16 protein-coding genes and 1 other RNA gene are annotated in these 19,542 nt (G+C 42.6%); 2 read left to right on the forward strand and 15 right to left on the reverse strand.

Annotated features, from left to right (window positions below):
* Positions 1-19 precede the first annotated feature (19 nt).
* The 6 genes from MKZ11_RS18955 to MKZ11_RS18980 form a co-directional block, all read right to left on the reverse strand.
* Positions 20-1,147 (reverse strand): THUMP domain-containing class I SAM-dependent RNA methyltransferase, encoded by a 1,128-nt coding sequence (locus MKZ11_RS18955; RefSeq protein ID WP_340795912.1) that lies wholly within the window; start codon positions 1,145-1,147, stop codon positions 20-22.
* Between the two features lie 378 nt (positions 1,148-1,525).
* Positions 1,526-1,909: RNase P RNA component class B (rnpB, locus tag MKZ11_RS18960), an RNA gene on the reverse strand.
* Positions 1,910-1,958: 49 nt separating this feature from the next.
* Entirely contained in the window at positions 1,959-2,255 is a 297-nt protein-coding gene (gene gpsB / locus MKZ11_RS18965; protein ID WP_340795913.1) for a cell division regulator GpsB, read from the reverse strand.
* A gap of 80 nt (positions 2,256-2,335) precedes the next feature.
* Positions 2,336-3,622, reverse strand: coding sequence for a ribonuclease H-like domain-containing protein (locus MKZ11_RS18970; protein WP_340795914.1), 1,287 nt, complete (start codon positions 3,620-3,622; stop codon positions 2,336-2,338).
* Positions 3,612-5,894: a DEAD/DEAH box helicase gene (locus tag MKZ11_RS18975; RefSeq protein ID WP_340795915.1), complete on the reverse strand. Its 2,283-nt coding sequence runs from the start codon at positions 5,892-5,894 to the stop codon at positions 3,612-3,614. The genes MKZ11_RS18970 and MKZ11_RS18975 overlap by 11 nt, the downstream gene beginning before the upstream one ends.
* Entirely contained in the window at positions 5,891-6,262 is a 372-nt protein-coding gene (locus MKZ11_RS18980) for a YppE family protein (protein WP_340795916.1), read from the reverse strand. The genes MKZ11_RS18975 and MKZ11_RS18980 overlap by 4 nt, the downstream gene beginning before the upstream one ends.
* Before the next feature lie 176 nt (positions 6,263-6,438).
* On the opposite strand from MKZ11_RS18980, the gene recU reads away from it, so the two are divergent.
* Together recU and MKZ11_RS18990 are read left to right on the forward strand one after the other, a co-directional pair.
* Positions 6,439-7,074 (forward strand): Holliday junction resolvase RecU, encoded by a 636-nt coding sequence (gene recU / locus MKZ11_RS18985; RefSeq protein ID WP_340795917.1) that lies wholly within the window; start codon positions 6,439-6,441, stop codon positions 7,072-7,074.
* Positions 7,071-9,743 carry a PBP1A family penicillin-binding protein gene (locus MKZ11_RS18990; RefSeq protein WP_340795918.1) on the forward strand — a complete coding sequence of 891 codons (2,673 nt, stop codon included), beginning with the start codon at positions 7,071-7,073 and terminating at the stop codon, positions 9,741-9,743. Before recU ends, MKZ11_RS18990 begins: the two co-directional genes overlap by 4 nt.
* A gap of 212 nt (positions 9,744-9,955) precedes the next feature.
* On the opposite strand, the gene MKZ11_RS18995 is transcribed toward MKZ11_RS18990, so the two are convergent.
* The 9 genes from MKZ11_RS18995 to panC form a co-directional block, all read right to left on the reverse strand.
* Positions 9,956-10,303: a YpoC family protein gene (locus MKZ11_RS18995; RefSeq protein ID WP_340795919.1), complete on the reverse strand. Its 348-nt coding sequence runs from the start codon at positions 10,301-10,303 to the stop codon at positions 9,956-9,958.
* Positions 10,296-10,946 carry an endonuclease III gene (nth, locus tag MKZ11_RS19000; RefSeq protein WP_340795920.1) on the reverse strand — a complete coding sequence of 217 codons (651 nt, stop codon included), beginning with the start codon at positions 10,944-10,946 and terminating at the stop codon, positions 10,296-10,298. The genes MKZ11_RS18995 and nth overlap by 8 nt, the downstream gene beginning before the upstream one ends.
* Positions 10,947-10,956: 10 nt before the next feature.
* Positions 10,957-11,670: a DnaD domain-containing protein gene (locus MKZ11_RS19005; RefSeq protein ID WP_340795921.1), complete on the reverse strand. Its 714-nt coding sequence runs from the start codon at positions 11,668-11,670 to the stop codon at positions 10,957-10,959.
* Between the two features lie 28 nt (positions 11,671-11,698).
* Positions 11,699-12,994 (reverse strand): asparagine--tRNA ligase, encoded by a 1,296-nt coding sequence (gene asnS / locus MKZ11_RS19010; protein WP_340795922.1) that lies wholly within the window; start codon positions 12,992-12,994, stop codon positions 11,699-11,701.
* Positions 12,995-13,118: 124 nt separating this feature from the next.
* On the reverse strand, positions 13,119-14,312 hold the full coding sequence (locus tag MKZ11_RS19015) for a pyridoxal phosphate-dependent aminotransferase (protein WP_340795923.1): 1,194 nt from the start codon (positions 14,310-14,312) through the stop codon (positions 13,119-13,121).
* A gap of 13 nt (positions 14,313-14,325) precedes the next feature.
* Entirely contained in the window at positions 14,326-14,805 is a 480-nt protein-coding gene (locus MKZ11_RS19020) for a cell wall elongation regulator TseB-like domain-containing protein (RefSeq protein ID WP_340795924.1), read from the reverse strand.
* Between the two features lie 68 nt (positions 14,806-14,873).
* A complete protein-coding gene (dinG, locus tag MKZ11_RS19025; protein ID WP_340795925.1) occupies positions 14,874-17,651 on the reverse strand; it encodes an ATP-dependent DNA helicase DinG in 2,778 nt (925 codons plus the stop codon).
* Between the two features lie 650 nt (positions 17,652-18,301).
* Complete coding sequence (gene panD / locus MKZ11_RS19030; protein WP_340795926.1) at positions 18,302-18,682, reverse strand: aspartate 1-decarboxylase; 381 nt, start codon at positions 18,680-18,682, stop codon at positions 18,302-18,304.
* Entirely contained in the window at positions 18,657-19,535 is an 879-nt protein-coding gene (panC, locus tag MKZ11_RS19035) for a pantoate--beta-alanine ligase (RefSeq protein ID WP_445327057.1), read from the reverse strand. Before panC ends, panD begins: the two co-directional genes overlap by 26 nt.
* Positions 19,536-19,542: the final 7 nt, after the last annotated feature.

Below are 19,542 nucleotides of genomic sequence, written 5' to 3' on the forward strand. Positions count from 1 at the left end.
CTCTTCCGCATTCTATCAATTATTGACGTTGTCCCCAGAACTGATACAAATCTGTTCTGATGAATCCGTTAAACAGTTTTCTCTTTTTCGTCGCTTTGTGACCGTACAATTTTTCGAAATTTTCTAATGAGGATAACATGTAAACAGACCATGAAGGATAGTCTTTCATTACCCTTCCAAGTTCATGCGTAATTTCTTCAGCCTCTTCAATTTCACCGAGCCGTTCGCCGTATGGCGGATTCCCGATCATAACACCATTCAAGCCTTCGACAGCTAAGTCGCGTACATCACCTGTTTGGAACTTGATTAAATCCACGAATCCGGCTCCTGCAGCATTTTCCTGTGCTACTTTTATCATTCTCGGGTCATAATCGAAACCTGTAATATCAAGCGGCTGGTCGTATTTTGCAAGATCTTCCGCTTCTTCGCGGACTTGATCCCAAATATTTTTGTTAATCCACGGCCACTCTTCACTTAGAAATTCACGGTTGTATCCAGGTGCAATGTTTTGCCCAATCATTGCGGCTTCAATTGCAATCGTCCCCGAACCGCAAAAAGGGTCAACGAAAGGACGATTCGGATTCCAGCGTGATACTTTTACAAGTGCCGCCGCAAGTGTTTCTTTCAAAGGTGCATCCCCTTGCGCAAGCCGGTATCCGCGTTTATGCAGCCCAGTACCACTTGAATCGATCGTCAATGTCACTTTATCTTTTAAAATCGAAACTTCTAATTTAAATAAAGGGCCCGATTCGTCAAGAAATCCAATTCTTTTATAAGCGATTTTCAAGCGTTCAACAATCGCTTTTTTTACGATGGCCTGACAATCAGGCACACTGTACAAAGTCGATTTCACAGATTTACCTGCAACCGGAAACGCTGCGTCAACTGGCAAAAAACGTTCCCATGGAATCGCTTTAGTCTGTTCGAATAAATCATCAAATGTCGTAGCTTCGAATTCTCCTGCAACAATACGAACACGGTCCGCTACTCGGAGCCATAGATTCGTTTTTGCAATTGCCAATTCGTCGCCTTGAAAATAGATCTTCCCATTTTCCGAAGTCGTTTTAAATCCCAGTGCTTTTACTTCATCTGCTACGATTGATTCGAGCCCCATTGCCGATGTTGCCACTAGTTTAAATTCAGTCATGCACTTCCAACTCCAATCCTATACCATCAATCATTTCAATGAATTTTGTGCGGTTTTCATTATATACGTTGAAGTAAAGATTTCCTACAAATACACTATAGCAATTTGGTGTACTCGCCTTCACTCGGTATATACACCTTATTCAATACTTCAACTTATTATAGTTCCATCTTTGCCAATGAATTTTCATTCTATTAACTAAGCTATATATATTGAAATAAAAAATTTCATTGAATTCGCTTCGGCTCCCCCTGTTAAGGCGCCTTCGCTCAGTTTATATACATATTCATTGGTTCCACATATAACTCTTAATTCTCCAAAAGAAAAGCTCCCCATCTTATTGGAGAGCAATCAATTTAAAAATAATACCATAGGTAATTCGATAAGCCATGTTTTGTTCCCGCGTACTCAAACGGCTTGCGCCTCGTACTTAGGGTGGTAATCATCTATCTACAGGTATACACCTGTCCCTTCCTAAGTTCATTTCCTTCGGAAGAGTGCCCCTACCATAGTTTGGGTTTCTCACTCGTGGGGTTTACCGCGTTCCATCTGACCCGTTTCCGAGCCAGCTACGTCACTGTGGCACTGTTCAGGGAACCTCATCCATATCCGAAGACTTAGGATTTATTCCCGCCGTCAACGCGCGTTGCGCGTTGCCACGGCTTATTCTTTCGCCGAGCACGAACACTACGGTCATCTCAGAACCGTGTGAGCATGGACTTTCCTCTACAACATAGGACGTTGCAGCGATTACCTGAATTCACACTATGATATTTTCAGTATACCGTACTTATGTTTCATTTACAATATATTATTCCTGATCAAAGAGCTTACTTCCAAATACATGCTTTTCCAGATTAGAAATACGCTTCAATATATCAAAGTTCGTCGTTCCGGCACTTCCTGCTGCAGGACGTTTTTGTGCAGAGTCAAGTTCTCTGTGCATGCGTTCATTTTCAGTACGTAATTCCGCAATCGTCTTTTTAAAAGCTTCATAGTCATGAATAATATCATCAAGAAAAAGGTCTACTTCTTCCTGATTATAGCCGCGAAGGCCGGTTTTGAATTCTTTCTCAAGAATCGTTTTAGTATCTAATTTAGTGTCCATGAAAATCGCCCTTCCGTCTCTGTTTACATACGGTTGATTATAACATATATTGACCGACATTGTCTTATTAAAGCGGATTTTCAACCGTTTTCTGTCGGTTCATGCGCTTGCCTGGGAAATAATTTTCTATTTATTCTTATTTCCCTCTTCAAAAAGTCATTCCCCATACGTTTCCGAAAACTGTCCGTCAAGTAGATATCCGCCTTCAATAGCCTAATCGCCTCTTTGGTAGAGTTTAATGCCCTGTTTAACTCTTTCAGCTTATGCTCATAAAGCTTCGCTAATTCCTCCAATGCGATAATTCGTTCACGTCCGATAAGACCGTCGGCCGCTATTGCGAATGAAGAGACTGCGTCTTCGTAAGCCTGTTCCTTTTTCAAGATGAACCCGAAGTGAAAATGTGTGGCAGGATGATCGATTCCATACTCAGCAATTACGCTTTCAAAAATTAGTTTACTACGGTCATGCGACTTTAGATCAGCAAACCATTTTCCGATATTGGTATGGGTACTCGCTGATTCCGGGCTATCTGTTTTCAATAGCAGATCAGTTGACCGTATATAAAGTGCGACCAGTGAAAGGATATCCCATTCATTATGGACGAGAACTTTCATAAGAAGTTCCGCCCGTCCATTTTTCACAGCATCTTGGTAGATGATTGGCGCCATATGTCCCGGGATATCTCCCTCCCTATGAAACCCGAGTTGTTCTTCTTCAATGGCAGGCAATCTAAACGTTGCCATTTCACCTTTCCAGATGCGTCTGGAGCCATGCAGCAAATCAATTTGCGTATGGTCAAGCAGCGGCGGTAATTCTCTGCGATTCATCGTCCAACGCGTTTCTACCATCGGGATATCAAAACTTTTGCCATTGTATGTAACGAGTGTCGATGGCTTTTCCCATAATCCCGTTGCATATAAGAAGGCGGCTTCATGGTCCGGACCCGGAAGGACATATTGCGTCATTTTAAAAGAGGATGCCGTCTGTTCAATGAACCCCATAAGGAATATCAACGTGCCCGCACCTTTCAAACCTGTCGTTTCTGTATCGAAGAACAGTAGCTGTTTAGAAAAATCCGGCGAAAGCGGATGCACTTCACCGGATTTCCTCCATTTATCGATCGTTGACTTCAATCCGGAAAGGGGGATGTTTCCGTGATGATAGTTCGCGTCGTATTCAACAATACGTTTGTAAACAATGCCGTGTTTATTCACAGCTTTCGTCAGACCGGCATCCAGCCACTGTTGTTCGTAAAAAGGAGGTTTCACAACAATCTTCACACTTTCTGCCACAGTTTCAGGTATCGCTTTATTATCTGTCTTCTTGAGCATTTTCTTCATTTGCATCAGTTTCTGTTCATATGACATCGCGTTCTCCTCCTGCCAGTGTATGAAGAAGGGAACCGACATCACGCTTCATGCCCATTCCAGCTTCTTGCGCTCCAATGCAGACCGGACAACCCGACTCGCAGCGGCAGGCAGATACATGGTCAGCGGCTTGCCGCAGCAAGTTGCCCCACCGATCAAAGATTTTTTCACTCAGACCTATCCCTCCTGGATAACTGTCATAAATAAAAATAGTCGGCTTTCCTGTATGGACGGCTTTGACTTGTGGCACGACATGGATATCTGTCTTATCACAGCGAACGAATAATGGGATGAATGACTGAATGGCATACGCAGCTCCCGTCATTGCATCGGTCAAACCTGCACCCGTCCATCCTTCCGGTATGTCAAATGCGTACCAGGTAGAAGAAGTATGTAATTCTTCCGCGGGCAATGAAATCGGACCAGAACCGATATTGTCATGCGTATCGAATCTGATTTTCTTGAAAATCGTCGGGATGGCAAGAACAGCGATATCTCCATAAGCTGCTTTGTTATCTCCATACGATTCTGCGTTATCTTCATTCATTACTTTCAGTTCCACTGCAAGATTGGCATCAGTGAAGTAATCGACATCGACTTCTCTGACATAAGCCTTCTTTTCATCCCAATCAAGTTCTTCGACTTGGAATTGCGTCCCTTGATGAATATAGATCGCTTCTTCATGGAGAAGCGTCATCGCGCTGAAGCGGTCCATTTCCCCGATTACCTTTGTCTCTTTCGGATAGGTTTTATCAATAATGATTACATTCTCCTGTGATGCGGAGCGAAGGCTCACTTCACTCGCCGGAAAACTATCTGTCATCCAATGCCACTTGTCTGTTGTCTTAATCAAAACACCTTCACTTTCAAGGAAGGCGAGCAGCTCTTGCACTTCGAATTCGCCGTACGTTTCCGTCGAAGAAAACGGCAGCTCAAAGGATGCACATTTGAGATGATCCATCAGGATAAACATATTATCCGGATGAATCCGCGCTTCTTCAGCCGATTGACCAAGAAGATACTCAGGATGTTCAATAATGTATTGATCGAGTGCTAAGGACTGCGCAACGTAAATGATGAGGGCCTCATCCTGTCGTCTTCCAGCACGACCGGCCTGTTGAAATGCACTTGCAATATTTCCCGGGTAACCCGTCATAATGCACGCTTGCAGTTGGCCAATATCAATGCCCAATTCGAGTGCATTCGTACTGACAACCGTACGAATATCTCCATCTCGAAGCCCCTTTTCAATTTTCCGCCGTTCAGAAGGCAGATAGCCTCCTCTATACCCCATAACTGTTTCATCAAACAGTTTTTTCTTCGTTAACGCTTTCATATACGTAACGAGCATCTCGACTCGTACCCGGCTTTTTGCAAAGATAATCGTTTGGATCCCTTCTCGATATAAAAGCGCAGCGATGTCACGAACTTCAAGCACCGCACTTCTCCGAATACCGAAAGTCGGATGGACGACCGGCGGATTATAGAATACAAAATGTTTTTTCCCTGCCGGTGCTCCATTTTTCACAATTACCTTCATATCTGAATTTATCAGCGACTCTGCCAGTTCTTGCGGATTGGCAATGGTAGCGGATGTACAAATGAACACTGGATTGCTGCCGTAATAGTTACAAATCCGTTTTAGCCTTCGCAGCACATGCGCAACATGACTGCCGAAAACACCTTTGTACGTATGCAATTCATCAATGATGATATATTTTAAGTTTTCGAATAACGAAACCCATTTCGTATGATGTGGCAAAATACCCGAATGAAGCATATCTGGATTTGTCAGCACGATATGGCCCGACTTTCGCACTTTAGACCTTAATCCAGGTGCAGTGTCTCCGTCATACGTATAACTAAGAATCGTTTCCCCGCTCGCTTCAATCAGTTCATGGAGATCCGCCAGCTGGTCTTGGGCAAGTGCTTTCGTTGGAAACAAATAAATGGCCCTGGATGTATCGTCTTCCAGGATGCTTTGCATAACCGGTAAATGATAGCAAAGGGATTTTCCAGAAGCGGTCGGCGTAACTGCTGTAAAAGAACTTCCAGTTGTAGCCAAGTCGAATGCTTCCCTTTGGTGGCTATATAACTTATCTATCCCTTTGGATGCAAGTGCTTTAATAATCGAAGGATGGAGTTTCTCTGGAAATTCTGCGTAGATCGCTTCTTTCCCGTCAATCGTTTTAGTATGGACGACGTTTTCGGAAAAAGAGGGGTCAGTGTGAAGTTTTTCCAACACTTCGTGAACCGCCATCTTCTTTGTCATCTTTCATCGCCTTCTTGCTCAATACGCAGTGCATCTAGAATTGTTTTCAACGTATATTCAGCTGAATTAATTGATAGAATAAAACGCTTTTTTCCTGTCTTTTGATAAAATGATTGGACGATGAATTGCTTCATGGAGTCAGTGAGTGTTTCAATTTGAATCGGATGAACATATTTCGGTTTGGCAGTCTTGATAAATTCAGACACTTCCTCTGTCCATTCATCGAGCATCGTATGATATTTATCCGCATACGGTTTCACTTCTATAAAAAAGTCGGGTTCCCGATCGAGTTCCCTCATATATGAAAGTCTTTCAGAACATTCTTTGCAGACAGAAAGAAGAATTTCTGTCTTCTCTATTAAATTCATATTCATGTACACCCTTTCCGTACGTTTCTTTCATTTTATCAGATTTAACGGTGATTCACCATATTGTAGGGAACATATATTCTTCACCGTTTTTCTGCCACAATTGAAGTTGGAACTTTCCCCGTGCTAATCCGTCTAATTCATGTGTTATGATAGTGAGATGCGAGGTGGTATATATGACAATACGCTATCCGAACGGCAAGAAATATGTTCCTGTTCAAAAAAGCGGCTTGCAAAAAAAAGTCGATCTATCATTCAGTAATCGAGGAAAATCATTAGAAGATGAATTGAATGAAACGAATGAGTTCTATTTAAGTCGCGGTGTGGCCGTCATCCATAAGAAACCTGTTCCAATCCAAATCGTAAACGTGAACTATCCGGCGAGAAGTGCTGCTGTCATAACAGAAGCCTATTTTCGGACGCCGTCTACAACTGACTTTAACGGGGTATGGCAAGGGAAGTATATCGATTTCGAAGCAAAAGAAACAAAGAGTGCAACATCTTTCCCGTTGCAAAATATTCACGACCATCAGGTGGAACATATGAAATCGGTGTCACAGCAAGGTGGAGTCGTATTCTTCATCGTTAAATTCACTTCACTTGACCGTTATTTTATCGTCCCTTATGATAGTTTTGAGAAATATTGGGAAAGAATGAATACTGGCGGAAGAAAGTCGATTACACTTATAGAGTTTGAGGCTATGGCAATAGAAATCTTACCAAGTTTCAATCCTAGGCTCGATTATTTAAAAGCGGTGTCCCTCATTATAACGACACCCTACAATGCAACTGAAAGGCAGGAAGAAGTATGAGCGATAATATAAATTCAAGATCTGCACGAAGAAAATCTATTGAGGCAGAACGCACAAAGAAAAAGGGTAAAAAGAATAATAAGGGAAAAGGAATCATTAAAAAGATAATCCTTACAATTGTAGCCATCGGAGTTGCTATACTAGTTGGCGGTGTGGGCTTGTTCGCTTTTTATGCAAGTTCTGCCCCCGCTCTCGATGAAAACCTTTTGAAAGACCCCTTGTCATCTGATTTGCTTGATATAAACGGCGATGTCTTCATGAAATCTGGCGCTGAAAAAAGAGAATTCGTACCATATGCTGAAATACCAGATCAGATGCAAGATGCAATACTAGCAACGGAAGACGTCCGCTTCTATTCCCATCACGGGATGGATTTCTGGAGACTTGGCGGTGCCGTCATTGCTAACTTCAGAAGCGGGTTCGGTTCTCAAGGGGCGAGCACACTCACTCAACAGGTTATTAAAAACTCATTCCTATCAGAAGAGAAAACGTTAAAAAGGAAAGCGCAAGAAGCGTGGCTTGCATTCCAGCTTGAAAATAAGTATGAAAAAGAAGAAATATTCGAAATGTACTTCAATAAAATTCTGATGTCCGGAAATAACTATGGTTTTGGAACAGCTTCAAAATATTTTTACGGCAAAAATCTGAATGAACTTGAATTACATGAAGTCGCTATGTTAGCAGGGCTTCCACAAAGTCCAAACGGATATAACCCTTATAAAAATCCGGCGCGGGCTAAAAAACGTCGCAATATCGTTCTCGGACTCATGTACCAGCATAAAAAGATTACTAAAGCAGAAATGGAAGCGGCACAGGCAATGCCAGTAACAGGTACCCTTCTTGCTGATGATAAAAGACAGGTTAGCAAAACGAAATATCCTGCTTACGTCGATATCGTTCTTTCAGAATTAGAAGAAGCGGGTATGTCACATTTGCTTGCTGAAGGTGTGAAAATCCAAACGAATTTGGACCCTGACGCTCAACAATCTGTTGAAAATGCATTAAGCACGAACGACTTATTTGAATCCGAAAAAATGCAAGCCGGAATGACCGTCCTTGATACCAAAACGGGCGCAATTGTTGCCGTAGGCGGTGGGCGGAATTATTCAGGACTTGATTGGAACTTTGCTACAGACCAAAAACGCCAACCTGGATCTGTTATTAAACCGGTTCTGTCTTACGGTCCAGCGATCGAAAACTTGAACTGGTCAACCGGTAATACGATTGTAGATGAACCTTATAACTATAAAGGGACAGATAAAGCTATTCGGAACGTTGATGGTAAATACCAAGGGACAATGACAATTCGAGAGGCCTTATATAAATCTCGAAATATCCCGGCAGTAAAGGTATTTGAAGAAGTCGGAACACAAAATGCAGGCGCTTTTGCGAAAGGACTTGGACTTCCGTATGATAAATTGAATTCTTCTAATGCACTTGGCGGTGGAGAATATGATTTTTCTACCCTTCAGATGGCCGGAGCATATTCGGCATTCGGTAATGGCGGAATTTACACAAAACCGCACGCCATCAAGAAAATTACTTATAGGGATGGAAAAACAGCACCTAAAATAACACCGGATCCCGAAACGGTCATGAAAGATTCGACAGCCTATATGGTAACGGACATTTTGCGTGACGTATTAACAGCGGGAACAGGAACCAAAGCTAGTATTTCTGGTCTAGATATTGCCGGAAAAACTGGAACGACAAACTATCCATCTGAAATAATAACAAAGAATGGCTTGAAAAATTCAGATGTTCCCGATTCATGGTTCGCCGGCTATACGACTGATTATACAATTGCCGTATGGGGCGGTTATGAGAAATATACAACACCTATCACCACATTTGATAAAGGCAGATATGTCCCACAAAATCTATTTCGTATGGTTATGAGTGACATTTCTTCCGGTAAAAATACAGCACGCTTCCAACAACCTGGGTCCGTAGAGGAAGCGACGATCCAATATGGTTCAAATCCACTTATTCTTGCGAGTCGGACGACACCTAGTAGCATGACACGGACAGAATTATTCGTGAGAGGTACAGTTCCAGTTGAAGTTGCGGTAGAAGAGGTTATTGAACTTGAAGCACCAAATGGATTAACTGCACAATATGACTCTAATACAAGCTCTATCAATTTGAACTGGTCCCATAATGCACCTGATTCAGATTTAATGGAAGGTGATGTCGAGTTTTCTGTGTTTGTAGCTGCTGATGACGGCGAGTTGCAAGAGATGACGCCAACGGCCGAATCGTCCGTTACATTCACTGCACCAGAGCCAGGCAGGACGTATACATTCTCCGTTATTGCCAAACTTGGGGACCTTCAAAGCAGTCCAGCATCTACATCAATTCTGATTGAAGAAGTAATAGAGGAAGACCCTAGCTTCGATGAAGATGAATTTGATTCTGAGGAACCAGATGAAGAAGACTGGAATAATGGCAATAACGGGGACAATGGCAATAACGGGAATAACGGGAACAACGGCAATAACGACAACAATGGGAATAATGGTAACAACGGGAACAACGGTAATAATGGTAATAATGGCAACAACGGTAATAATGGCACTATCCCGGACGATGGTTCTTCTGGCGATGATGGCACTGGTTCTGATTCCAATGCCGGAACAGATGGGACCTCAGGTGATGATAATCCATGATTGCGGCAAGTATAATCTAACAAAACAGAACCCCAATGCCATGCAGGCATTGGGGTTCTGTTTTGTTCAAAAGATAATATAAGTTTTTCAGCACGGAACGTTGTCTAGCGCAAAGCTCTCGTGTCATAAAACAGTCCTGCCTGGAAGGATTGAACTTCATCCCTCATTGTGGCGACATGGCGTAGCGTTTAAAAAGGAGCCTTGCACTTTTCCTATTTATTTTGTATCGAAAGTCTTGCAACCTTCTTTTTTGTTTCCGTAAAAAGCGCATCCAGTTGAATATAAGCGTAATGACTCGATATCTTATCTTTCACAAATTCGAAACGCTCTTCCCCATTTAGAGGGAGCAGTGTATAAACAGCTTTGTCTTTACGATCATCAAAAGTTTTACCGCCGTGCTCGAGCAACTCACTATAATTCACTATTGCTGCATTCATTAACTCGACTGCTTGATGATCTTTTTCGTCATAAAAAGCTTCAATCTGGTCGCGTACTGATTTCCATTGCTCAAAATAAGGTCCCAAAAACTCCTTATCGATACGATTCACATCACTAAGCATTCACTTTCATCCTCTTCTTCCCTTCCCTGCATAATGGCAGGAGTGGACAGACTTCACAACCCGGGTTCTGCGCTTTGCAGTGGTACCTTCCAAAAAAAATGATTTGGTGATGAGCATCAGTCCACTTTTCTATTGGCGTCCACCGCATGATTTTTTCCTCTACGGCTAATGGCGAGTCTTTCCACCTATTCATCCCTAGACGTTTTGCTACACGCTCTACGTGAGTGTCAACAGCTAGTGCAGGAATACCGAAAGCATTCGACACGACGACGTTCGCCGTTTTACGGCCTACACCCGGCAACGTCATCATAGTATCTCTGTTAGCTGGTACTTCTCCGCCAAAGTTATCAATAAGCAATTGACTTAAGGCTTGTATATTTTTCGCCTTGTTACGGAATAATCCAATCGATCTGATATCCGACTGTAATTCCTCGATATCCACCGCCAGATAATCCTCAGGCGTTTTATATTTTTTAAATAGCTCTGCTGTCACCCGGTTAACAAGGACATCAGTACATTGGGCAGAAAGAAGCGTCGCTATCGTCAATTCAAAAGGATTGTCATGCACCAATTCACAATGTGCATCCGGGAACATTTCACCAAATTGTCCGAGGCAAAATTCCCATTGTTTTTTTGTCAGCATGTACTCCCACCTAATCTCGTTCTTCCAGCCAATTATATAAAGGTACACGCTTTACCGAAACAGTTTTTTCGGGTTGCTGTGACGTGCGTGTTCCTACGGTCCGGAATGACTTTGTTTGACGTTCAACATCAGACAATGTCTTTACATTTTTCTTTTTCCATTCAAAAAGAATCCGATCGATATATCTTAGACTTAGCTTTTGTGCGATAACAGCTTCTTTTAGTGCTGCACGAATAATCTCGGCCGTATGACCATCGTCATCCAGCCACATTGTGATTGATTCGCATTCCATCGGTGACAGGAAACGTCCAAATTCTTGTTCGAAAAGCGTAAAGATTTCCCCTTCCGCATTCTTATCTGTCTCTTCTTCAATCTTATTCCTCACAAGTGTAATGTGGTCGACTAGTCGATCCCACAAAGGTTGCAATGAGAAAGCCTCATGCAACACCCCTTTTTGATCTTCACTTTGACCAATCCGGATAAAACCGTGCTGCATTAAACGTTGTAAGATCATAGATACTTCATTTTCCGTCAAATCCATTCGGCTCGAAAAATCATTGGGTGTTGGAAAATGATTGCCTTCAGATTTATAAGCTGTCATATGCATAATCAGCATTGCATCCAAATCTTTTATCCCAAGGCTTTTATAATTGTGAAAAAAGAGCTGGGAAATGTTAACATTTCCCTGCTCAATCCAAATTTGGAGCCGTTCTTCATGTTGCATGTCCGAACTCCTCTTTTCTATTTAGGTATTAAGGATACAATCTGTTTAAAAGACGTGGGAACGGAATCGTTTCTCGAACGTGTTCCACGCCTGAAATCCAAGCAACTGTGCGCTCAAGTCCAAGACCAAAACCTGAATGGGGTACTGCCCCATATTTACTTAGATCCAAATACCATTCATAGGCAGACTCGTCAAGATTATGCTCCTTAATTCGTTGTTTCATCAGCTCGTAGTCATGAACACGTTCAGATCCTCCGATGATTTCTCCGTAGCCTTCAGGTGCGATTAAATCTGCACATAGGACGACATCATCTCGTTCAGGATGCGGTTGCATATAGAAAGGCTTAATACCAATTGGGTAATGTGTGATGAATACTGGCATATCATAGCTTTCAGCAATCGCGGTTTCATGCGGTGCCCCAAAATCTTCTCCCCACTTAATGTCATCAAAACCATTGTCATTTAGGAATTTGATAGCTTCATCATAAGAAATGCGCGGGAATGGTGCTTGTATCTTTTCTAATTTAGACAAATCACGATTAAGTCTTTCGAGCTCAATTGGACAGTTTTGCAGCACTGATTGGATAACATGCGTCACATACTGCTCTTGTACAACCAAGCTTTCTTCAAACTCGACGAAAGCCATTTCGGGTTCAATCATCCAAAACTCAATCAAATGACGGCGTGTTTTGGATTTTTCCGCCCGGAAAGTCGGTCCGAATGAGAACACTTTTCCAAGCGCCATTGCTGCAGCTTCCATATAAAGCTGCCCTGATTGTGAGAGGTATGCATCTTCATCAAAATATTTAGTTTGGAACAGTTCAGATGTCCCTTCTGGAGAAGAACCTGTCAAAATCGGAGGATCTACCTTGACAAAACCGTTCATATGGAAAAACTCATAGGTTGCACGAATTACTTCGTCACGAATTTTCATAACGGCATGTTGTTTACGTGACCGGAGCCATAAATGACGGTGATCCATCAAAAATTCTGTTCCGTGTTCTTTCGGTGTAATCGGATAATCGACTGCCTCGTGAATGACTTCGATATCTTTCACTTGTAGTTCATACCCGAATGTCGAGCGTTCATCTACAGTCACTTCTGCCGTAACATACAGTGAACTTTCTTGCGTCATTGATTTCGCTTTTGCAAAAATATCTTCACCGACGACTTCTTTGACTACTACTCCTTGAACGAATCCTGAACCATCACGCAGCTGTAGGAAAGCAATCTTTCCACTAGAACGTTTATTGGCAAGCCATCCGCCAATTCGAACCGTTTCGCCTGCATGGTTTGGCATTTCATGTATCATGATTGTTTTCATAATAACCTCCGAAAGTTAAACTTCTCTATTTTTTATTAGATATGAACATATAAGTTTTTCGACATGGAACATTGTATCAACGCTCTTAAGTTGCATACATTTATAAGAGCGTCCTGCGCTTTTCTTATTCTTTCCAATTTGCTTCTACAAATTCTCGGATGCGCTGAATTGCTTCTTCAAGTAATTCAATCGAAGTTGCATAGGATAACCGGATTGTATCTGGAGAGCCAAAACCAGATCCAGGAATGACTGCGACATTCGCTTTCGTTAATAATGCCTCAGCAAAATCATCCACATTTGCAAACCCTGTTTTCTTAACTGCTTCCGATATTTCCGGAAGAAGATAAAAAGCGCCTTGCGGTTTAATCACTTTAAATCCTGGGATGGCTGATAATTGCGGGTAAACCCGTTCCAGACGCGATTCGAAATCTTTACGCATCGTTTCAACAGCATCTTGCGGCCCGTTATAGGCTTCAATTGTCGCATATTGGGAAGTTGTCGTCGGATTGGATGTCGAGTGACTCGCAAGATCTGTCATCGCTTTAACAATATTTGCATCTCCCGCAATATAGCCAATTCGCCAGCCAGTCATTGAATGTGATTTGGAAACGCCATTAATGAGCAGTGTCCTTTTCTTTGCATCATCTGAAAGCTGTGCGATGGAAATATGTTTTTCTCCGCCGTAAATAAGTTTTTCGTAAATTTCATCTGAAATAATCCAGATATCTTTTTCTTTACAAACTTCGGCAATTTGCTGCAATTCTTCTTTTGAGTAAATCATGCCTGTCGGGTTCCCCGGCGAGTTGATGATGACCGCTTTAGTTTTAGAGGTAACCGCGTCATTGATTTGCTTCGCCGTCACTTTAAACTGTGCTGCTGCGGTCCCTTCGATATGTACAGGAACTCCGCCTGCTAACTTCACTTGTTCTGGATAGCTGACCCAGTAAGGTGTCGGTATGATAACCTCATCGTCGGGATTAAGCATAACTTGGAACAGCGTATAAAGAACATGCTTTGCACCAATCCCGATCATGATTTCTTTTCCAGAATACGCTAAACCCTGATCCTTTTGCAGCTTTTGAATGATTGCATCTTTTAGCGCTGGCAGGCCACCTGAAGGTGTGTATTTTGTTTTACCTTCTTTCATAGATGTATACGCCGCTTCAATAATGTTAGCTGGCGTATTATAATCTGGTTCCCCCGCACCAAGACCGATTACATCAATACCAGATTCTTTCATTTCTTTCGCTTTTGCCGTTATGGCAAGCGTCGTTGATGGCGAAAGCGTATTCACCCTGGATGCTAATGATTTCGTCAATTGTATCGCTCCCTTAGAGATTCAATATTCGTTTCCACCATTGACCATTTTCGAAAAACACATAAACGTAATTTAGTTTTCCATTATCACTTTTAAATGCGACTTCCCAAACAGGCCCTTTTTCTTCTAGCCCAAGCTTGACATGAAGAACCTTTTTTACATCCAGTTCTTTTTTGACGTTTGCAACGGCCTTTTCTGCCGAAATCCCATCCGCCAACTTCACTTCTTTAAAACCGTCTTTCGATTTCTCATCGACAAAAACAGCTTTCTTTTTGCCATCCCCGTCCACCCCGTATACCGTGACAGCTGGAACTGTCCCATTGAAAATTTCAACAGTACTTGCAGAAACCAGCTGTCCTGATTTAATGGCGGATTCAATTGCCGCCTTTTTAACCGATGATGAAGGTTTGTCGGCATTATATAGAACCGTGACGGTGATGACCGAAGTTAACGTAAAAAGGAAGACGACGATGAATTTAATCCAATTCAGCATAACTCTTCACGTCCTGTACGTCGTAAAAATGTTTTTCGAATCATTATGACTCGCTTCCTTTTAGATACCTATTCATTATAGCAATTTTCGAGTTCATTAACCATATGTGCGAGCGACACTTTTTTTACCGGCACATCCGGAAATGCCTCCAAGAATCGTTGACCATACGATTTTGTTTCAATCCGTCTATCCAAGATAATGAAATAACCCTTGTCTGCCGAAGAACGGATGAGCCTGCCGAAACCTTGCCGTAACCGCATAACCGCCTCCGGTAAGGCATGTTCAGTGAATGGGTTCAACCCAGCAGCTGACAGCTTAGCCGCTTTTGCCTTGTACACCGGCTCGTCCGGGGATGAGAACGGCAACCTGACGACGATGACTGCAGTCAACGCATCTCCGGGTACGTCGACACCTTCCCAGAAACTATTCGTTCCAAATAGGACGGAATTATTAAATTGCCTGAAAGACTTCAATAATCTTATTCGGCTGCCTGAACTAATGCCTTGCGCAAATAACGCATAATCCTCTAATTGTTGACTTTCTGTAATAAGATCATAGGTTTTTCTGAGCATATCCAGTGAGGTAAACAAGACAAAGAGTCTTCCCCCCGAAGCCATAACTGTTTGGACCACTGTGTCTGTGACCGCTTCAATATAATCCGATTGACTGACTTGCTGGATATCAGGCATATCTTTAACAATGAATATTTCGGCCCCTTCATAGAAATGGACGGGCGCATCAAATGTTAAGAGTGGTATTGAATCATCGATACCAAGCTGTCTTGCGATAAAACGCTCATTTTCGGGAATCGCAAGTGTTCCAGAAGTCCATACAATGCCCGTCTGTTCATCCTTAAGCCTGTCAATAAATTTCCGGATGAGCTGAGATCCATCAAGTGAACGTTTAATAACAGTCAGACTTCCCGGAATGCTGCGCATATCTTTTTCCATCCAGACCGTAAAGTCATCTGAATTATCATCTAAAAAGACTTCGACCCATTCTCCAGCTTTGATTGTCATCTCACGGACCCAAAAATCCCATTCCGAGAGGATTGCTTGCTCATTACGGGTCATATTATCTACGTGTTTTGTTAAACCGCTTGTGAATAACTCAGCTTTGCTAATGTAATCAGTCATAGCCTCAGCAACTTTTGAAAATTCGTTCCTCCCATAATTTAGTTCAGCCAATGAATAGATGATTCTATTTCCCTGCTGTTTTTTACGCCTAGAAGGATTAAAAGCAGTCAAAGTGGCTATAGCATAATCGAACAATGTTAGAAACTTCACAAAGGCGGAGTCTAGCTGTTCCCTATTGTGAAATTGATCTGTTTCGAATTGAGCAGTAAGCTTATCAACCTGTTGCAACAGCTGGCCTGTCGCATCGGACGCAATCTGCCCCATGACATATTTCCAATTCGTGTAGGAAAATACGGTTTCATTCATAAGTGTTGCAGCTTGAACAAATTGATGAGCCTCATCGACAACGAGTCCTGCAAGTGAACTAAAAATCATCTGCCCGCGATTCATGTCAGAAAGGAGCATTGAATGGTTTGTAATGATCAAATTTGAGTGTCCGCATTTATCAAGCAGCTTATAGTGATAGTCAGCGGCTTGTTCGTCAAGTGCCAAGTCATTGGAACGCTTTCGAATACGGTCGACAAACAGCTGGCCGCCACCGGATACATTCAATTCTTCCAAATCGCCTGTCACAGTTTCTGTAAGCCATACGAGGGTTTGCATAATAGCGAACGTTTCATCATATGACTCATCTGCAATACGAAGTAATTCTTCAAACTTTCCAAGTGAAATATATTGCTCTCTGCCTTTCAATACAGTCGCCGTCACATCGGTGCCAAGTATTACTCTTACTTTGCTCAGTTCGTCTTCCATGATTTTATCAGCGAGGTGATTGGTATATGTACTGATAACGACAGGTTTTCCCGTCGCAATTGAATGGATAGCTGCTGGCAATAGATAAGCCATGGTCTTTCCGATTCCGGTCGGTACTTCTGCTATGATTTCAGATTGTGCAGATAGCGCTTTCCACACAGCATCCATGAATCCGAACTGCGATTCCCTTAGTTCGAAATCAGGGTAGGCTTTTTTCAATTGCGTTGTTTTTTCCTGATCGTCAACTGGATATACCAAGCGTTCAAAACGATCCGGTTTCGAAATCGTCATGTTCCGATACGGGATGCCACGGAAAGTTGAAAATCCAGTGCCTCTTCTTTTTGTCCGTGCCTTCTTCAAGGCTTCGTAGAAAAGTGTTGAGAAATCAGACTTCAATCGAAACGATCTCCGATGCAGGAGATTCAGTGTATCCTCCGGTAAAGCATGCAATTTGTCCATACAAATTAGAAACAACTTCGCGGTCGCCTCTGCATCGTCATCAGCCCGATGAGCAGACCCAAGTGGTATTCCAAGTTCTTCAGTAATATCCTGTAACCTATAGCTTGGGGCAGATGGTATCAATATTTTAGACAGTTCAACCGTGTCGATTTTCTTTCCCGTCCACTTGCCAACGCCGCATCTAGCAAACTCGCTTTGAAGAAAGGATAAGTCGAAATCAGTATTATGTGCAATAAATACCGTCCCTTCCAAGAGGCCGGCAACTTCCGCTGCAATTTCATCAAAAAAAGGCGCATCTTTTACATCTTCATCGGAAATAGCCGTCAATTGACGGATGAAAGCGGGAATTTTTTGTCCGGGATTAACAAAACGGACATACTTTTCACCAATTTTTCCATCTTTTATAAACACAATCGCGATTTGAATCATCCGGTCCCCTTTAGCCGGTGAATGGCCGGTTGTTTCCAGATCGACGACTGCATACGTTTTGTTGTGCATTCGATCATCAACTTCCTGTTTAACATACTAAAGCAGATTGTATCACATTCAGGCTTTCGAGTTGGTATAAAGCCTATATATATATGTTGAACAAATGAATACTTATTTAAACTGAGCCAAGACGCCATTAAAGAATGCCGAAGTCCCAATACTGATAGCGAAGCGGTCAGGCTTGGGGGAAGCCACTGAAAAAGTTCTTTTTTTAGTAAGAACTAGTTGATTGTAGTGGAGAGCGGCGACTCCAGCGGGAACAGGAAACAAAGATAGGAAGAGAAAGTTCACTCTTCCTTAGCTGAAGACCCCGCTGGAAGAGCCGTTACGAAGAACGGCTTTTGCGAGCAAAAGCGCTAGCGTTGGGAGCACAGGGCAAGAATGCCTTAATTTCTGCAAAGAACACAGAAATACGGCAAATCGAACCCTTCGCTGTTCGATTGGCTGAAGCCGTGCCCGCGGAAAGCGTTCGCTCGGAACGGAAATCAACGGGATTGAACGAAATCGTACTTTCTCAGTATCCGCGCTTGGGACGGGAGGCATCCCCGGGCGCCGTAGCGGATTCAATGGAATTTTTCATTTCAATATATACAGATTGACAAGAAACATAAAAGGCTCATTAGGAATCAGGCGTACCGATTCAAAATGAGCCTCCTTCACTAGATAGTCATGCCTTGTTTTTCGCGAATAATTTCTTTCACACCGTTTTGTTCATCCATTATAAGCACGATCGGTTCATGCGTTCGCGCTTCTTCATCCGTCATATATCCGTATGATAAGATGATAACTACATCACCACGCTGTACAAGTCGTGCAGCCGCTCCATTGACGCAGATGACACCACTCCCGCGTTCTCCTGCGATTATATAGGTTTCAAATCGTGCACCATTATTGTTATTGACTACATGCACTTTCTCATTCGGCAACATACCCGCCGCGTCGAGAAGATCCGAATCAATTGTAATACTTCCGACATAATTTAAGTCGGCTTCTGTTACAGTTGCACGGTGTAATTTACTGTTCATCATCATTCTGAACATGACAACCATCCTTTATAGATATAATAATATTATCTATTAATCTTGTTTTACCAAATTTTACTGCGCACGCAAGAATTGCCTCATCTGACAAACCATCATATTCTGCAAGTTCCGGATACGATAAAAGTGAAACATAATCCATTATGCCTGAGCTGTTTTCTGTAATGTAAGCTGTGACTCCCCGTTCAATTGTCTCCACCGAACTACCCTCATTGAATAACAAAACACCTTTTTGAAGGGCTTGCTGGATAACCGGCGCTTCTGCACGATCAGTTTCAGACAGATTAACGTTTCGGGAACTTTTCGCAAGACCATCCTGATCGCGGATAATTGGAACCCGCACAATTGAAGTTCTCAAATTGAAATCACGGACAAATGTCTCAATAATCGCAAGTTGTTGCGCATCTTTCATACCAAAATACGAACGATCCGGGTCAACGATATTAAATAGTTTTAATACGACCTTCAACACACCATCAAAATGACCGGGACGGGATGCTCCGCAAAGCACGTTTGCTTGAGGACCCGGAAGAATACGAATACCGCCTTCCTGCGGGTACATTTCTTCCGGCGTCGGCATGAACAAAATGTCGACACCGACCTCATAAGCCAGATTTGTATCCCGTTCTTTGTCCCGCGGATACGCTTCAAAATCTTCCCCCGGTCCGAACTGAGCCGGATTGACGAAAATGCTCATAACAACGATATCATTTTGCTCTCTTGCCTGTTTCACAAGTGATAAATGGCCGTCATGTAAAAAACCCATCGTCGGAACAAAACCCACAGTACGGCCTTCACGTTTGTTGCGGTCAATCATTCCTTGAAGAGACGTAATCGAGTGAACGACCCTCATATCTTCC

Origin of the sequence: Sporosarcina sp. FSL K6-1508 (assembly GCF_038007465.1) — a bacterium.
Classification (GTDB): domain Bacteria; phylum Bacillota; class Bacilli; order Bacillales_A; family Planococcaceae; genus Sporosarcina; species Sporosarcina psychrophila_B.

What these genes read in the sequence shown, in the direction of transcription:
- MKZ11_RS18955 (WP_340795912.1), bottom strand. Translation starts at nt 1,147, where the DNA reads ATGACTGAATTTAAACTAGTGGCAACATCGGCAATGGGGCTCGAATCA.
- gpsB (WP_340795913.1), bottom strand. Translation starts at nt 2,255, where the DNA reads ATGGACACTAAATTAGATACTAAAACGATTCTTGAGAAAGAATTCAAA.
- MKZ11_RS18970 (WP_340795914.1), bottom strand. Translation starts at nt 3,622, where the DNA reads ATGTCATATGAACAGAAACTGATGCAAATGAAGAAAATGCTCAAGAAG.
- MKZ11_RS18975 (WP_340795915.1), bottom strand. Translation starts at nt 5,894, where the DNA reads ATGACAAAGAAGATGGCGGTTCACGAAGTGTTGGAAAAACTTCACACT.
- MKZ11_RS18980 (WP_340795916.1), bottom strand. Translation starts at nt 6,262, where the DNA reads ATGAATTTAATAGAGAAGACAGAAATTCTTCTTTCTGTCTGCAAAGAA.
- recU (WP_340795917.1), top strand. Translation starts at nt 6,439, where the DNA reads ATGACAATACGCTATCCGAACGGCAAGAAATATGTTCCTGTTCAAAAA.
- MKZ11_RS18990 (WP_340795918.1), top strand. Translation starts at nt 7,071, where the DNA reads ATGAGCGATAATATAAATTCAAGATCTGCACGAAGAAAATCTATTGAG.
- MKZ11_RS18995 (WP_340795919.1), bottom strand. Translation starts at nt 10,303, where the DNA reads ATGCTTAGTGATGTGAATCGTATCGATAAGGAGTTTTTGGGACCTTAT.
- nth (WP_340795920.1), bottom strand. Translation starts at nt 10,946, where the DNA reads ATGCTGACAAAAAAACAATGGGAATTTTGCCTCGGACAATTTGGTGAA.
- MKZ11_RS19005 (WP_340795921.1), bottom strand. Translation starts at nt 11,670, where the DNA reads ATGCAACATGAAGAACGGCTCCAAATTTGGATTGAGCAGGGAAATGTT.
- asnS (WP_340795922.1), bottom strand. Translation starts at nt 12,994, where the DNA reads ATGAAAACAATCATGATACATGAAATGCCAAACCATGCAGGCGAAACG.
- MKZ11_RS19020 (WP_340795924.1), bottom strand. Translation starts at nt 14,805, where the DNA reads ATGCTGAATTGGATTAAATTCATCGTCGTCTTCCTTTTTACGTTAACT.
- dinG (WP_340795925.1), bottom strand. Translation starts at nt 17,651, where the DNA reads ATGCACAACAAAACGTATGCAGTCGTCGATCTGGAAACAACCGGCCAT.
- panD (WP_340795926.1), bottom strand. Translation starts at nt 18,682, where the DNA reads ATGTTCAGAATGATGATGAACAGTAAATTACACCGTGCAACTGTAACA.
- panC (WP_445327057.1), bottom strand. Translation starts at nt 19,535, where the DNA reads ATGAGGGTCGTTCACTCGATTACGTCTCTTCAAGGAATGATTGACCGC.